The sequence below is a fragment of the Brucella sp. NBRC 14130 genome (assembly GCF_040371715.1).
In the GTDB taxonomy this organism is placed as follows: Bacteria; Pseudomonadota; Alphaproteobacteria; order Rhizobiales; family Rhizobiaceae; genus Brucella; species Brucella intermedia.
The window spans coordinates 99,674-114,224 of record NZ_BAABTE010000002.1 but is presented as its reverse complement, the minus strand read 5'-3'; the positions used below and the strand labels follow the sequence as shown (position 1 = coordinate 114,224).

Here is a 14,551-nt window from a genome sequence, read left to right as displayed (position 1 = left end):
CCGGTCTTTCGATGTTTGGAAGCGCGCGCTCTGAACAAAACAAGGCACACGCGGAAGAAAATTCGTCAGCGGTGACATAACGCATGTCAGCGGCCATGTCACGCAAGTGGAGGCAGACCGGAACGAAAAGCGCGATGGGTTTTTTCCAGAAGGATTACCACCGCTTGCCGACGGTCGAGATTGTAGGTTTCAGCATCCACGGTTTCGCGTGACAGATCGCTCCAGAATCGCGACCAGCGATCTGCATCATGCAGTTGCCCAGTCTCGGCGCGACGCCGAGCTTCCATTGCAACCCGCCCCAGCAGGTGGTCGCGAAACAGTTCATACTGAACTTCCGACTCCCGGCCATTCAATATGCCGCCAAGCGCCTGTGCTTTCGGCAGGTCGAAATTCTGTCCTTCAAGAAGGGTGTCGACCGTGTCGGAGATTTCGATACCGCCATTTGCCACCAACAAAAGTGCCTTGCGCACACTGCCTTCCGATCGCTGGAGCAGCGTTTGCGTTACCCTACCAGCCTCCATTCCGACACCAGGACCGACATGAGACAAGGCGTCCGTAAGCGCCTTATCGTCAAGCGGCTTGAAGCCGATGCTCTGGCAGCGCGACCGGATTGTCGGGAGCAAGCGTCCAGACGAGTGGGAAATGAGGATAAAGAGCGCCCGTGCGGGAGGCTCTTCCAGCGTTTTCAACAAAGCGTTGGCGGCATTGCGGTTCATATCGTCGGCTGGATCGACAATGACGATGCGCCAGGCGTGGTCCGATGCCGTTCTGGTCAGAAAATGCGTGACACGGCGAATTTCCTCCACCGGGATGCCGGTTTTGAACTTTCCGGTCTTCTGATCGAACGGACGGTTGATATGCAGGACAGCCGGATGCATGCCGCCCGCAATCTGACGCCAGAGCGGTCTTGCAAAATCCGGAGCGGTAATATGTTCCGGCGCCTGTCCATTGTTGCCATGCGCCAGCATATGGCCTGCGAGGTGAAACGCGAGCGTTGCCTTGCCGATGCCCTGCGCACCTTCAAAGAGCAGCGCGTGATGCATGCGCCCCTCACGATAGGCTTGAGCCAGAAAACCACTGATCTCGCGGTGTCCGGAAACATAATCGCTCGCGGATGGCTCAGGCACACCCTCAATCGAATCGTGAGCTTTAGGGACGTCGAGTTCCTCGATCACAACAGCCCCCTTTCCTTTAGAACACTATCGATCTCTCTTGCTATCTCGCCCGCAATCGCGTCTTGCTGGCGATCGGCGTCGATTACCTTACAGCGCCGAGGCTCTGCTTCCGCGATTGCGAGAAAGGCCTGCCGCCGTGCCTCGTGTACTGCGATATCTTCCTTCTCGAACCGGTCCGCAGTTTCGCTGCCGCGCCGTTTTCCGGCACGTGACAATCCCTTCTCCGCAGAAATATCGAGAATGATCGTCATATCTGGCATGATACCGTCGATAGCAATACGTTCCACTGCCGACATATAGGTGCTGTCGAGATTGCCGGTAACGCCCTGATAAGCGCGGCTGGAATCGATGAAGCGATCGCACAGCACCACACGTCCCTCGTCCAATGCCGGGCGGATAAGCTGGTCCACATGGTCTGCTCTTGCAGCGGCGAACAGCAGCGCCTCCATCGCCGGACCGTAGGTCTCCGCATTGCCGCTCAATATGACGTGACGAATTGCTTCCGCACCAGGAGAACCGCCAGGTTCTCGTGTGATGACCGGATCGAAGCCGCTTGCACGCAGGTGCTTCGCCAGCAACGCAATTTGCGTTGATTTGCCCGCTCCTTCGCCGCCCTCGAATGTGATGAACAATCCCGACAAGCCAACTTCCAAATGTTTGAATCGATGTCCGAATGGACTTCTGTGAAAGTTATTATCGGCCTTTGGTTATCAGGTCGAGCCTGGATTACGCATGACGCAGGCTAAAGGTATTTCCGTAGCCAACCTGTGGAAAGCTCCATCGCCGCCCCCAAGGCGCGCTTTGAAAGGCTTCCCTCATCGACAGATTGAGCCGTAAAAACAGGCACATCGCGGAGAATGCTTCCATTCAGCTCAAGCTGAAGAACGCCGACTTGCTGATCGTCGGCAACGGGGGCATCAAGTGGGCCCTTATAGACGATACGCGCTTTAAGCCTATCGCGACCATTCTTCGGCAGCAACAACTCGACACTGTCCTTGACCTTCAGCGGCACATGCGCGAGCGCACCTCCGAAAACCTGCGCTTCACCTACAATTTCGTTTGCGGGATACAGCAGCACATCGTCAAATGCCGTCATCCCCCATTGCAGAAGCCGCTTTGCCTCCTCCTCACGCTCCTTGATGCTGGAAAGACCGCTCATCGCCAGATAGAGCCTGCGGCCATTCTGCTCAGCGGACCCGACGAGTGCAAAGCCGGATGCCTCCGTAAATCCTGTACCCATACCGTCAGCTCCCACATCAAGCCGCAGCAATGGATTGCGGTTGCGTTGCATGATGTTGTTCCAGGTGAAAGCTGGTTGAGCATAATATTTATAGTATTCAGGATGGGCGGTCCGGATATGCTGGGCCAATCTGACCAGATCCTGGAGAGAAACCGTCTGCCCTTCGGCGGGTAACCCTGTGGAGTTGACGAATCTGGAGGCGGTCAAGCCGAGCTCCCGCGCCCGGTCGTTCATCCGCTCTGCAAAAGCGCGTTCGCTGCCTGCCAGCCCTTCCGCCAGCACGATGGCCCCATCATTCGCCGCCTGAACGATCATTCCCTGCAACAGATCAGCAACCGTCGGCGACGATTTGATGCGCGCAAACATCGTAGACGTTCCTGAAGGAGCGCCGCCCGTTCTCCAGGCATTCTCGCTGACGGGATAAGCAGTATCGAGTGTGGTAAGTCCCTTTTCGAGAGCTTCAAATACTACTTCAGCCGTCATCAGCTTGGCCAGAGAAGCGGGAGGAATCGGGACATTGGCGTTCTTGGAGAGAAGCACCGTTCCGCTCCGGTCATCTACGAGCAACACCTGCGGCGCTTTCGTAACGAATGCTGCGTCAACAGGGGCTGCCCCACAAATAGCTGGCACCACAACCGCCACCGAAATGCCAGCGGCAGCGGCACGGACGAATACCAGTGTTTTTGATAACAGCCCCATGCGAACCCCGTTACGTGAGCAATGTCTTAGAGCTTACGCAACGAATCTGACCAAAATCAATATGGCAGCTCTTATCACCGCATCGTGAGCTCAATCGAGGCGAACGACAAACGCATTCACTGCACCAGCCTTCCAGGCCTCGCGCAACAGGGCATCGTTTCCACCCTTCGTCGCCACCGCCGTCAACTCATAGGTTGCGCCGGTTTCGGTCGGAAGCTTGGTCAGTGTGAATCTGGTCGAGCGAGGCAGCGATGACTGAATCTGTTTTGCCTCTTCCAGCGTTTCGAAAGTACCAAGCTCGACATATTCTCCATGTTCTTCAGCCAGGCGACGCTTCCACGCGCTTGAGATCGCATCCTTGGACAAGATGCTGCCATACGCACGCTCCTCAGCATAAGCAGCCACAGCAAGCCGATCGGTGGCATAACCGGCAAGACCGCTCACACCGGCAGCATTCGCCACGCCGAAGCTGGTTGCCGGACGATGCGATGGCACAGGAACGTTTGCCGGCAGCAACGGAGCTGCCCCACCAGACGGATCGCCATAGGCAGGATCGACCGCAAAAGGTGAATTTTCAGGTACAGGCGCAGAGGCCGGAACCGCTTCCATCACAGGCATCGGAACACGAGACTTCGGCGAGGTAGGCGTCGGTCCGTTCATCGCCATCATGACGCCGGTTGCCGGCTGGCCGATCGCATCACCACCTCCGGGACGGTAAGAGGCCATAAGAAATGCGTCGTCGTTCCCGTCGAGAGGCGCTCTACCAACATACTCAACCTTCACATTCGCGGTACCGTGGTGCTGGTAATCCAGCATTTCGGCAGCTTTCTGGGAAAGATCGATGACGCGGTCGAATTCATACGGACCACGATCATTCACGCGCACGATGACCGAGCTGCCATTGGCAAGATTGGTGACGCGAGCATAACTGGGCAACGGCATGGTTGGATGCGCAGCGGTCAAGTGCGCCATGTCGTAAACTTCACCGTTCGCCGTCAGGCGGCCATGAAAAGCTTCGCCATACCAGGAGGCATGACCAACTTTGACATAGTTCTTGTCTTCCTTGGGATAGTACCAGCGTCCCTTAACTTTGTACGGCTGCCCCGTCTGATCTCGTCCGCCGCCACGCGGCAAGGGCTTTCCTTTTGCAAAAGCCACGCGGGGACTGGCTTTCACACCGTATTTGGACTCGGCGAAATATTCCTTGGATCGCTTGCTCTTCGATTTCGGCTGCGGCGCCGATGCGCAGCCCGCCAAGGCGACAGCAATAGCCATGAATAACAATAAGGCGACTGAACCACGCTTATCTCGCAGCTTAGCCGTCTTTCCGTTGACCGAATGTTTCAGCCCTCGTTTCGAATCCATACGCCACACGCCCGTTACTCAACAAACGCAACCGGAAACGCTGGTTGCGCCTTTTTAGATTTTAGTGATGTCACCGATTCATTGACGGATCATTAAAGTTTTCGGAATTCTGCTCATTTGAGTCGTGTTGCCCCTCTACTCAACTACACCGCACCGCATTCCTCCTGCCCGATGGAACAATCGTTCATCAGAAACGTTGGATTTTCAACAGGAAGGAGAAAACAAATGTTCAGAGCAATGATCCTTTGGCTGATGGGCGTCCCGCTCATTCTCGTGCTGGTTATCTGGTATTTTTTCTTTTGACGGTGGAACGTTCGGCCCATTGAACCGTTATTCATACGGCTCAAATGACCTCCGAGCCAGTCACCTAACGTCATGGATTAGGCCCGTCTAAAAGGCGGGCCCTTTTTTCGCGCAATCGCGTTACGGCCTCGCCGTGGGATCGGGCATATAGACTTTTATTGCCCTGCGCAGCAGACGGAAATGGGCGGGCGTCCACGTCGACAACTCCCCGTCAGTATTGACGGCGCGAGGTTTCTTGGTGCGAACAATCACCTCCGTTGTCGGAAAGGCCCGCACATCATCCCATTTCGAATGCGTACCACGACGGAGGCTTGGCAGAAGACGCAACAGCTTCCACCAGTGATCGACTTCCAGGCTGTAGAAATCGAGTTTACCGTCATCCACAGTGGCATCCTTCTCTACAGCCATGCCCCCGCCGTAGAATTTTCCATTCCCCACTGAGACCTGCAACGTACGGATTTTTTCCGTCATGCCGTCATGTTCCAGATAGACCGTAAAAAGCTCCGAACGCATGAGAATCCGTGCCGCGACAATCGCGTAGCCGAGTTTGCCCCATTTCTTCTTCGCCGCGGAACTCAGCTGCTGTGCCAGTTCGGCGCTGAAACCTATGCTCGCGACATTGAAGTAAAGATGACCGTTCACCTCGCCAAGATCGATGGGGCGCGCCTCATAAGAAGCAATGCGCCGCGCCGCCTCAACCGGATCGGCAGGAATGCCGACGGTCCGAGCAAAATCGTTTGCGGTTCCAAGTGGCAGAATTGCGAGCGGCAGTCCCGTTTCCATCAATCCTCTGGCCGCAGCATTCAACGATCCGTCGCCACCACCAACGATGACGAGATCGCAATCTCTTTCCCTAAGGATCACATCGGAAATCGTCTCGTCATCTTGCGGGCTTCGCTCGACGAGTTGGAGCCCGCCGTGCTCCAACGCGGAACGAATGTCCGCACCGTATCCCCTACCGTTTCGGGCATGTGGATTTACTATAAGCAGTGCCCGCCGCATTGTGGTCTTGCCCATGGATTTCCTGTCATCTGCAACAGCCTGGAATCTGGCTGCATGGTTGGGAGCGTCATCTGCAGATGGCCCCTGGAACTCGGATATCAATGGGACAGGTCATGAAAGATTTGTCACGGCGCTGTAGTGTTTCGTGAGGCGGTGAGATCGATTGGAATGACAAGCGGAGGCTGTCGACAAAACAGTTTGACGAGCCCAGAAAGAGAACATAGGTTGTCAAAACCAACTGTAAATCGTTCTAAAGCGACCTCCTCGGATTTGTCGCTAAATTATTGAAATGTATTACAGTTTGCGGGTATGATGTAATGGTAGCCTGTCAGCTTCCCAAGCTGAACGCGCGGGTTCGATTCCCGCTACCCGCTCCAGCCGACCCCACTGAAAAGCGAAGGTCTACCGGACATTTTCTCCGGTCTTGGGATCGACTTTGACCTCCACCTTGGCGCCGGCCTTGGTCACATACTCGATCTCATAATATCCGCGGTCGTTCCAGTCGACTTCATCGATAAAAGCCGTATCCGCCTTCTGTTCGATTTTTGCGATTATCTCCGAAAGCTTGGAGCCTTCCGGTGGCGGTGCAGCATAAGCGGCAGCGGCGGATAAACCAATAAACAAGGTCGTAGCGGCAAGACGCATGATCTTCTCCTTTATCTACCGTAAAGGATAGGGGTTCAGGCGCCGTCTTCAAGCCCCACAGATAATTACTTGATGATAGGACTGATCGAACCCGTGAAAGTTTGATCGATCATGGCAGAGAGTTTCGGCTCTGCTCCGGATAAAATCACAACGATGGCAAGCATCAATATCAACGGTGCGGCAAGAATGCCGCTCCTTACAGCCGGTTCAAGAATACGCCGGGTTCTGTTGTGTCGTGTTGATTGCTGATTTCTCATACAACCAACAGTAGCTGAACAGACTTAACCGGCCGTTAAATAACGTAGTTAATAGGTTATCAGCACGTGATTGTCGCTAATTTCCCTTGTTTCCGCGATATATATTCACACCGAGTTCGCGAATTTTCTTGCGCAGCGTATTGCGGTTCAGCCCCAGAAGATCGGCCGCCTTGATCTGATTTCCCCGTGTCGCCGTAAGGCACGCCAGGATCAGAGGATATTCCAGTTCTGCCAGAACCCTGTGATAGAGGCCCGGGGGTGGCAAATCCGAACCGAAAGACGCAAAATAGCGTTGCATGTTCTGCTCGACAGCCTGAGAAATGGAGATATTTTCCATATCTCCGGCGCCTGCTGGAACCACATCCGGTTTGGTAAGCTCGGCCCGCAACTCCGTTTCGATAATTTCGGGGGAAATTTCTTCTTGCGGATAAAGCGCCGCGAGCCTTCGCACGAGATTTTCAAGCTCGCGGACATTGCCCGGCCATGGATACCGGCGCATCATTTCCAAACCAGCAGTGCTGATGCGTTTCTCCGGCAGTCCTTCTTCAGCAGCCCGCTTGAAAAAATGGCGCACGAGATCGGCTACGTCCTCGCTTCGCTCGCGAAGTGGCGGCAGGCGCAGAGGTACGACATTCAGACGGTAATAGAGATCCTCGCGAAACAGTCCTTGCGCGATCAGTTGCCGCAAATCCTTGTTGGTTGCAGCAACGATACGCACATCTGTCTTGATCGGCGTGCGTCCGCCGACTGTCATATACTCGCCCTGTTGGAGCACACGCAGAAGACGGGTTTGCGCTTCCATTGGCATATCGCCAATCTCATCGAGAAACAGCGTGCCGCCATTTGCCTGCTCGAAGCGGCCGCTTGAGCGGTTTTGTGCTCCGGTGAAAGCGCCCTTCTCATGACCGAACAGTTCAGACTCGATCAGATCGCGCGGGATTGCCGCCATATTGATCGCAACAAAGGGTCCTTTTCGGCGACGCCCGTATTCGTGAAGGGCGCGCGCAACCAGTTCCTTGCCCGTACCGGATTCACCTGTCACCATGACGGTCAAATCCGTCTGCATCATGCGCGCCAGCAAACGATAGATTTCCTGCATCGCAGGCGAGCGGCCAACCAGTGGCATGTTGTCTGCCTGCTCGTCGGAAAGGGCTGCGGCGGGCTTGTTCTTGGGCTCCGACAGCGCTCGACCGGCTATATTGATGAGCTCCGTGAGATCGAATGGCTTCGGCAGATATTCGTACGCTCCCGCCTCGGAGGCCCGGATTGCTGTCATGAATGTGTTCTGCGCACTCATGACGACGACCGGAAGGTCCGGGCGCATCTTCTTGACGCGCGGGAGAAGGTCGAAGGCGTTTTCGTCGGGCATATTGACGTCGGTAATGACCAGATCGCCGTCACCTGCAGCCACCCACCGCCAGAGCGAGGCAGCATTGGAAGTCACGCGCACATCGTAGCCTGCACGCGACAAGGCCTGGTTCAGCACTGTCCGAATGGCGGCATCATCATCCGCCACCAATATGGTTCCAGACGGACGTCCTGCGATCATGCGTTATCTCCAGTATTTCCAGCCGTATTTTTCCATGCGGGCATCAAAACCCGAAAAGTCGTGCGCGAAGGATGGCTGTCGCATTCGATGATGCCGCCATGATCACCAATGATCTTCGCGACCAGCGCCAGGCCGAGCCCGGAACCGTTGGTCTTCGTCGTCACGAAGGGATCGAACAGATGCGGGAGCATGTCCTGCGGCACTCCCGGCCCATTATCATGCACGCAGAACTCGAGAGGCAGCGCCACCCTGTCCCGCGCACCCGGCACCTGGAGGCGGATGCCCGGACGATAGGCCGTGGACAGAACAATCTCGCCGCCCTCACGCTCACCGATGGCTTCCGAGGCATTCTTCAGCAGATTGAGAAAAACCTGCACGAGTTGGTCACGATTGGCGAAGACCGGCGGGAGCGACGGATCATAATCTTCCACGAAACGAATCTTACGCGCGAATCCGTTCTTCGCAATTGCCTTCACATGATCCAGAACCGCATGAATATTGACCGCAGAGCGCTCGATAGGACGTTCATCCGAGAAAACTTCCATGCGGTCGACAAGGGAGACGATCCGATCCGTTTCGTCAGTAATAAGCCGGGCAAGGGCGCGGTCCTCGTCACTGACAACCTGCTCCAGCAATTGCGCCGCGCCACGGATACCAGAAAGCGGGTTCTTGATCTCATGGGCCAACATCGATGCAAGCCCGGTCACCGACCGTGCAGCGCCGCGATGTGTCATCTGCCGATCGATTTTTTCGGCCATCGTCTTTTCCTTGAAGAGGATGACCACCGCTCCCGGCAGTTCTGCGACGGGCGCCACGTAAATATCAACGATACGTTCGGCTCCAAGACGGGGCGACGAGACATCCACGCGATATTCATTCACCGGCATCTGGCTGGTGCGAACCTGATCGACCAGCGCCAGAAGCGGACTGCCGAAAGGCAGAAAGGATTCCAGTCGGTTGCGCGCCAGAATAGACGAGCCGGAACGAAAGAATTGTTCCGCATCCAGATTGGCATAGGCGATATAATTCTCGGCGCTGACCATGATGACCGGCTGGCTGATGGCATCGAGCACGACGGAAGGAATGCCATTCGCTTCTGTTCTTTCGCGCATCAGGCAACCTCTTTGAGCGCGACTTCCGGAACTTCGCGCGTGAAAATACGGCGCAAAGCATCGATAACGGCTTGCCGGTCGGTTTGAGTCATAACTTCCGCTTTCTCGGCAGGCATACATGCCGCACCCGCATGACGATCAAGATACCAGCCAAGATGTTTACGGGAATGACGGACACCCGTCGTGCTTCCATAATGGTCGAGCATATCTTCGTAATGCTTTATAATATATTCGAGAACTTCACTTCGCGACTTTGGGGCAAAATCACTTCCTGCGATTGCGCCAGCCAACCAAGGCTGGCCATAAGAAGCACGTCCCACCATCACGGCGTCCGCCCCGGAACGGCGCAGAATTTCCTCGGCATCCTCCCGACACGCCACATCTCCGTTGGCGACTAACGGAATCTTGACCGCATCGCGAACGGCGCGAATTGCATCCCAGTCCGCCTTGCCTTCATAAAACTGGCAACGGGTCCGCCCATGCACAGTCACCATGGCGATACCCGCACTTTCCGCCCGCCTTGCGAGTTCAGGCGCATTGATGCTTTTCTCATCCCATCCCAGCCGCATCTTGAGCGTAACCGGAACGTTGACCGCATTAACGGTGGCCTCAACAAGCGTCATTGCGTGATCAAGATCGCGCATTAGTGCGGACCCGGAATAGCCGCCCGTCACCTTCTTGGCTGGACAGCCCATGTTGATATCGATGATATCAGCGCCTTCTCCCTCGGCGATCCTGGCCGCTTCGCCCATCCATTGGGCTTCACGTCCCGCGAGTTGTACAACGTGTGTTCCAAGCCCTTCTCCGGAAAGGCGCAGAAGACTTTCCTTGTGGTGGTTGCACAGTTCGGCGCTGGCGACCATTTCAGACACCACCATGCCCGCGCCAGCCTCTGCGGCACGCCTGCGGAAAGGAAGGTCCGAAACTCCCGACATAGGCGCGAGAAAGACGCGGTTGGCAAGCGCCACACCGCCGATGTTCAAAGGTTGATCGAGAAAACTCACCAATAATGCCTATTTGATGTGCATAGTGCGATTAGCACATACATTAATCAGTCTCACTTTTCAACGCAAGGAAAAGCGCGCGCAAGATTACGATAAATCAATTGTCGTCTGGCATTTATCCGCGCAAGGCATTATTCGGCTTGGGAACACAACCCTTGGCAGAGGCAACAACCATTTCAAAGATTGCAGCAGTCATTGTGGCAGCTGGCCGCGGAGAGCGAGCCGGGCAGAGTGTCGAAGGGCCGAAACAGTACCGGCGCATCGGCGGCGAAGCCGTGCTTGCCCGTACTTTGCGCGTCTTTATCGACTGCCCCCTGATTGATAGCATCGTTGTCGTGATTCATCCTGACGATCATGCGCTTTATGAACGCGCCCTTCCGGAAAACGGAAGCAATATTCTGGTTGTGAACGGCGGCCCCACCCGGCAGGAATCCACGCGTCTTGGTCTCCGTGCGTTGCAAGACTCTGCGCCCCAACATGTCATGATCCATGATGGCGTGAGGCCGTTCGTCGGTCAGGACTTGCTGAAGCGTATCGTTGAAAACCTTGCGCCGGATGAAGGCGTTCTGCCCGCATTAGCTGTCTCCGACACGCTCAAGCAATCGTCCACGGACGGAACCGTAAAAACGACTGTGCCCCGCGCCGGTCTTTTTGCGGCGCAGACACCACAAGCGTTTCCCTACGCGCCGATCCTAAACGCGCATGAAAAGGCCTTCGCAATCAATCGTTCTGATTTCACGGATGATGCCGCCATTGCCGAATGGCAGGGCATTGCTGTTCGCATCATCGAAGGATCGGCAGACAATACAAAGCTTACCTGGGCAAAGGATATTGAAATGGCTGACAAGCGCCTGCGGCAAGACCACGTTTCGTTTCCCGACATTCGCACCGGCAATGGCTACGACGTTCATTCTTTTGAACCCGGCGATCACGTGACGCTGTGCGGTGTGAAAATCCCCCATGAAGCAAAACTCAACGGCCATTCAGATGCCGATGTCGGACTTCATGCGCTGACCGACGCCCTGCTTGCAACACGGGGAGCCGGCGATATCGGCACGCATTTCCCTCCTTCCGATCCGCAATGGAAAGGTGCGGCTTCCCGTATATTTGTTGAGCATGCCGCAAATATCGTGCGGGAAGCAGGCGGTCGTATCGCCAATGTCGATGTTACCTTTATCAGCGAAGCACCGAAGATTGGCCCGCATCGCACAGCAATGACAGAAGCGCTTTGCGACATGCTGGGCATTGCAGCGGACCGCGTTTCCGTCAAAGCCACGACCAATGAAAAGCTGGGCTTCGTGGGACGTCGTGAGGGTATCGCAGCAATCGCAACGGCAACCGTCATCTATCCCGGTGAGGTTCCCGAATGAGCGCACTCATCGCAGAAGAAAAAGCCATTGTCGTGCTGGAGGCATGCCGCAACGCCGGTGTAATGATCGCCACGGCTGAGTCCTGCACAGGGGGACTGATAGCCGGAGCCTTGACCGATATCGCCGGATCATCCGATGTCGTGGATCGCGGTTTTGTGACCTATTCCAATGAAGCAAAAGCCGAAATGATCAACGTTCCGCTGGAATTGATCAATCGCCTTGGCGCGGTTTCGAAGGAAGTAGCACTTTCCATGGCTGAAGGCGCACTTGCGCGGTCCCGCGCCGGTGTAACTGTGGCTGTTACCGGGGTTGCCGGACCTGGTGGGGGCTCCGATGAAAAGCCTGTCGGGCTTGTTCACATCGCCTCGGCGCGAAAAGGCTACACGACGCTCCATCGCGAATGCCGTTTCGGTCAAAAAACCAGAGCTGACATCCGCCACGCAACGGTTCTTGCTGCATTGGACCTCGTTCTGGAAAATCTTCGACAGCCTTGAGGCGTACACTTTTATCTGCCGCGCCCTACCTTTGTCTTTGGTCAAGATAAGGAGAACATGGCGATGCGTTTCGACGGAAAGGTGGCAATCGTTACCGGTGGGGCAAGCGGCATCGGTGAAGCAACTGCTCGAGCTTTCATTCGCGAGGGAGCGAATGTCGTCATCGCCGATTATTCTGAGCACGGCCAGCAGTTGGCCAATGAGCTTGCAGGCGGCAGCGAGCGGGCATTATTCGTCAAGACCGATGTGGCCGACACAAAAGCCGTGCAGGCGCTGATTGCTAAAACCGTCGAAACCTATGGGCGCCTCGACATCATGTTCGCCAATGCAGGCATCGCCGCAGATGGCCCGATTGATGAACTGGACGAAACTGCATGGCAGAAAACCATCGATATCAATCTTACCGGCGTCTATCTTTGCGATAAATACGCCATCGACCAGATGCGTTCGCAAGGCGGCGGTGTGATCGTGAATTGCGGGTCCATCCATAGTCATGTTGGAAAATCTGGTGTCACGGCTTATGCGGCAGCAAAGGGAGGCGTGAAACTCCTGACGCAGACGCTTGCGATTGATTATGGAGCGCAGAACATTCGGGTAAATGCAGTCTGCCCCGGCTATATCGACACACCGCTGCTCAAGGATATACCCGAAGACAAGAAAGAGGCCCTGGTAGCCTTGCATCCAATTGGCCGGCTCGGACGCGCCGAGGAAGTTGCCAGCGTCGTGCTCTTCCTGGCGAGCGACGAAGCTTCCTTCGTCACCGGTGCGTCCATATTGGTCGATGGCGGCTATACGGCGCAATAAACAGAGCCCCCGAAAATCGGGGCTACATTCAGGCCGTTCCGTATATCTGATCGGCCCGTTTCTCGAAAGCTTCGGAAAACTTCTTGAAAGCTAGATCGAACATGGTTCCCATGAGAAGACCCAGCGTCCGGCTCTTGAACTCGTAATCGATGAAGAACTCGACATCACATTCGCTGCCATCATCCACGGGTTTAAAGGTCCAGCGATTGTCGAGATAGCGAAACGGCCCGTCGAGATATTTCACATCAATGACATTATCCTCAGGCTTCAGCAGTACCTGACTGGTGAATGTCTCGCGTATGAGCTTGTAACCAACCGTCATGTCGGCAATGAGAAGGGCCTTCCCGTCACGCTCCTTGCGGGAGCGAACCGACAAAGCCTCGCACATTGGCAGAAATTCCGGATATTTCTCCACATCCGCTACGAGCCCGAACATCTGCTCTGCCCGGTGATGCACCCGCCTGACGGTTGTAAACTGCGGCATGTCTGATCTCAGGCCCTGGCTGCGATCTGCGCCTCGCGGGCTGCCCTCAGCTTGGCAAAGTCATCGCCAGCATGATGCGACGAGCGGGTCAACGGGCTGGATGCGACCAGCAGGAAGCCCTTCGTCCGGCCAATCGTTTCGAACGACTTGAATTCATCAGGGGTCACGAAGCGAATGACAGGATGATGCTTGCGGGTCGGCTGAAGATACTGACCGATGGTCATGAAGTCCACGTCAGCCGAACGAAGATCATCCATCAGCTGAAGGATTTCATTCCGCTCTTCGCCAAGGCCAACCATAATGCCGGACTTGGTGAAAATGGTTGGATCGAGTTCCTTGACGCGCTGCAGGAGGCGGATCGAATGGAAGTACCGGGCGCCGGGACGAACCTTGAGATACTTCGAAGGAACGGTTTCCAGATTGTGGTTGAAAACGTCAGGACGTGCCTTAACGACGATTTCAAGAGCGCCTTCCTTGCGCAGGAAATCCGGCGTCAGGATTTCGATCGTGGTCGCAGGCGTGGCTTCGCGGATAGCCTGAATAACTTCCGCAAAATGCTGCGCACCACCGTCGGCAAGATCGTCGCGATCCACCGAAGTAATGACCACGTGAGTCAGGCCCATCTGCTTGACGGCCTTCGCGACATTTTCCGGTTCATTCGGATCAAGTGCGGTTGGAATGCCGGTGGAGACATTGCAGAATGCGCAGGCGCGTGTGCAAATCTCGCCCATGATCATGAAGGTGGCGTGCTTCTTTTCCCAGCACTCGCCGATATTCGGGCAACCAGCCTCCTCACAAACCGTAACAAGCTTGTTCGAGCGAACGATATCGCGCGTTTCGCTATAGCCACGCGAGACAGGAGCTTTGACGCGGATCCAGTCCGGCTTCTTCAGGACAACATTGTCCGGACGATGCGCCTTTTCTGGATGCCGTTCGCGCTTGCCTTGGTTCACCAGATCGAGAACTGTAACCATGCTTATCCCTGCCTATCCGGGCCATTTTCAAGAATGGACCTGAAATGCTTTCAAAATTGGGTTCGGTCCTAATC

14 protein-coding genes and 1 tRNA gene are annotated in these 14,551 nt (G+C 55.6%); 4 read left to right on the top strand and 11 right to left on the bottom strand.

Annotated elements, in window-relative coordinates; all coding sequences use genetic code 11:
- Positions 1–98: 98 nt before the first annotated feature.
- The 5 genes from ABWW28_RS04065 to ABWW28_RS04045 form a co-directional block, all read right to left on the bottom strand.
- Positions 99–1,175 carry a DNA polymerase III subunit delta' gene (locus tag ABWW28_RS04065; RefSeq protein WP_025089509.1) on the bottom strand — a complete coding sequence of 359 codons (1,077 nt, stop codon included), beginning with the start codon at positions 1,173–1,175 and terminating at the stop codon, positions 99–101.
- Positions 1,172–1,816, bottom strand: a complete 645-nt coding sequence (gene tmk, locus ABWW28_RS04060; protein WP_021585201.1) for a dTMP kinase — start codon at positions 1,814–1,816, stop codon at positions 1,172–1,174. Before tmk ends, ABWW28_RS04065 begins: the two co-directional genes overlap by 4 nt.
- A 101-nt stretch (positions 1,817–1,917) precedes the next feature.
- A complete protein-coding gene (locus tag ABWW28_RS04055; protein WP_021585202.1) occupies positions 1,918–3,114 on the bottom strand; it encodes a D-alanyl-D-alanine carboxypeptidase family protein in 1,197 nt (398 codons plus the stop codon).
- 90 nt (positions 3,115–3,204) lie between these two features.
- Positions 3,205–4,479: a septal ring lytic transglycosylase RlpA family protein gene (locus ABWW28_RS04050; protein WP_025089508.1), complete on the bottom strand. Its 1,275-nt coding sequence runs from the start codon at positions 4,477–4,479 to the stop codon at positions 3,205–3,207.
- 423 nt (positions 4,480–4,902) lie between these two features.
- A complete protein-coding gene (locus ABWW28_RS04045) occupies positions 4,903–5,799 on the bottom strand; it encodes a lipid kinase (protein WP_031346043.1) in 897 nt (298 codons plus the stop codon).
- A gap of 288 nt (positions 5,800–6,087) precedes the next feature.
- Between ABWW28_RS04045 and ABWW28_RS04040 the strand changes: the two genes are divergently transcribed.
- Positions 6,088–6,161, top strand: a tRNA-Gly gene (locus tag ABWW28_RS04040).
- Positions 6,162–6,186: 25 nt separating this feature from the next.
- Here ABWW28_RS04040 and ABWW28_RS04035 read toward each other — a convergent pair.
- From ABWW28_RS04035 to dusB, 4 genes are all read right to left on the bottom strand, one after another.
- A complete protein-coding gene (locus ABWW28_RS04035) occupies positions 6,187–6,429 on the bottom strand; it encodes a PepSY domain-containing protein (protein WP_006466907.1) in 243 nt (80 codons plus the stop codon).
- A gap of 333 nt (positions 6,430–6,762) precedes the next feature.
- Positions 6,763–8,235 (bottom strand): nitrogen regulation protein NR(I), encoded by a 1,473-nt coding sequence (gene ntrC / locus ABWW28_RS04030; protein WP_021585207.1) that lies wholly within the window; start codon positions 8,233–8,235, stop codon positions 6,763–6,765.
- Positions 8,232–9,347: a two-component system sensor histidine kinase NtrB gene (locus tag ABWW28_RS04025; RefSeq protein ID WP_021585208.1), complete on the bottom strand. Its 1,116-nt coding sequence runs from the start codon at positions 9,345–9,347 to the stop codon at positions 8,232–8,234. The genes ntrC and ABWW28_RS04025 overlap by 4 nt, the downstream gene beginning before the upstream one ends.
- Positions 9,347–10,351 (bottom strand): tRNA dihydrouridine synthase DusB, encoded by a 1,005-nt coding sequence (gene dusB, locus ABWW28_RS04020; RefSeq protein WP_021585209.1) that lies wholly within the window; start codon positions 10,349–10,351, stop codon positions 9,347–9,349. Before dusB ends, ABWW28_RS04025 begins: the two co-directional genes overlap by 1 nt.
- Before the next feature lie 140 nt (positions 10,352–10,491).
- Here dusB and ABWW28_RS04015 point away from each other — a divergent pair, with 140 nt between their 5' ends.
- The 3 genes from ABWW28_RS04015 (at position 10,492) to ABWW28_RS04005 (ending at position 13,019) form a co-directional block, all read left to right on the top strand.
- Positions 10,492–11,721, top strand: coding sequence for a bifunctional 2-C-methyl-D-erythritol 4-phosphate cytidylyltransferase/2-C-methyl-D-erythritol 2,4-cyclodiphosphate synthase (locus ABWW28_RS04015; RefSeq protein ID WP_051556890.1), 1,230 nt, complete (start codon positions 10,492–10,494; stop codon positions 11,719–11,721).
- Positions 11,718–12,215, top strand: coding sequence for a CinA family protein (locus ABWW28_RS04010; RefSeq protein WP_021585211.1), 498 nt, complete (start codon positions 11,718–11,720; stop codon positions 12,213–12,215). Before ABWW28_RS04015 ends, ABWW28_RS04010 begins: the two co-directional genes overlap by 4 nt.
- A 63-nt stretch (positions 12,216–12,278) precedes the next feature.
- The gene (locus ABWW28_RS04005) at positions 12,279–13,019 is read left to right on the top strand and encodes an SDR family NAD(P)-dependent oxidoreductase (RefSeq protein WP_021585212.1); all 741 of its coding nucleotides are present in this window, start codon (positions 12,279–12,281) and stop codon (positions 13,017–13,019) included.
- 28 nt (positions 13,020–13,047) lie between these two features.
- Here ABWW28_RS04005 and ABWW28_RS04000 read toward each other — a convergent pair whose 3' ends face one another.
- The gene (locus ABWW28_RS04000; RefSeq protein WP_025089505.1) at positions 13,048–13,503 is read right to left on the bottom strand and encodes a type II toxin-antitoxin system RatA family toxin; all 456 of its coding nucleotides are present in this window, start codon (positions 13,501–13,503) and stop codon (positions 13,048–13,050) included.
- Positions 13,504–13,511: 8 nt separating this feature from the next.
- The gene (gene lipA / locus ABWW28_RS03995; RefSeq protein WP_006470529.1) at positions 13,512–14,477 is read right to left on the bottom strand and encodes a lipoyl synthase; all 966 of its coding nucleotides are present in this window, start codon (positions 14,475–14,477) and stop codon (positions 13,512–13,514) included.
- Positions 14,478–14,551 lie beyond the last annotated feature (74 nt).

Coding starts and splice junctions, on each gene's coding strand:
- ABWW28_RS04055 (WP_021585202.1), bottom strand. CDS start 3,114: ATGGGGCTGTTATCAAAAACACTGGTATTCGTCCGTGCCGCTGCCGCT.
- ABWW28_RS04050 (WP_025089508.1), bottom strand. CDS start 4,479: ATGGATTCGAAACGAGGGCTGAAACATTCGGTCAACGGAAAGACGGCT.
- ABWW28_RS04045 (WP_031346043.1), bottom strand. CDS start 5,799: ATGGGCAAGACCACAATGCGGCGGGCACTGCTTATAGTAAATCCACAT.
- ABWW28_RS04035 (WP_006466907.1), bottom strand. CDS start 6,429: ATGCGTCTTGCCGCTACGACCTTGTTTATTGGTTTATCCGCCGCTGCC.
- ntrC (WP_021585207.1), bottom strand. CDS start 8,235: ATGATCGCAGGACGTCCGTCTGGAACCATATTGGTGGCGGATGATGAT.
- ABWW28_RS04025 (WP_021585208.1), bottom strand. CDS start 9,347: ATGCGCGAAAGAACAGAAGCGAATGGCATTCCTTCCGTCGTGCTCGAT.
- ABWW28_RS04010 (WP_021585211.1), top strand. CDS start 11,718: ATGAGCGCACTCATCGCAGAAGAAAAAGCCATTGTCGTGCTGGAGGCA.
- ABWW28_RS04005 (WP_021585212.1), top strand. CDS start 12,279: ATGCGTTTCGACGGAAAGGTGGCAATCGTTACCGGTGGGGCAAGCGGC.
- ABWW28_RS04000 (WP_025089505.1), bottom strand. CDS start 13,503: ATGCCGCAGTTTACAACCGTCAGGCGGGTGCATCACCGGGCAGAGCAG.
- lipA (WP_006470529.1), bottom strand. CDS start 14,477: ATGGTTACAGTTCTCGATCTGGTGAACCAAGGCAAGCGCGAACGGCAT.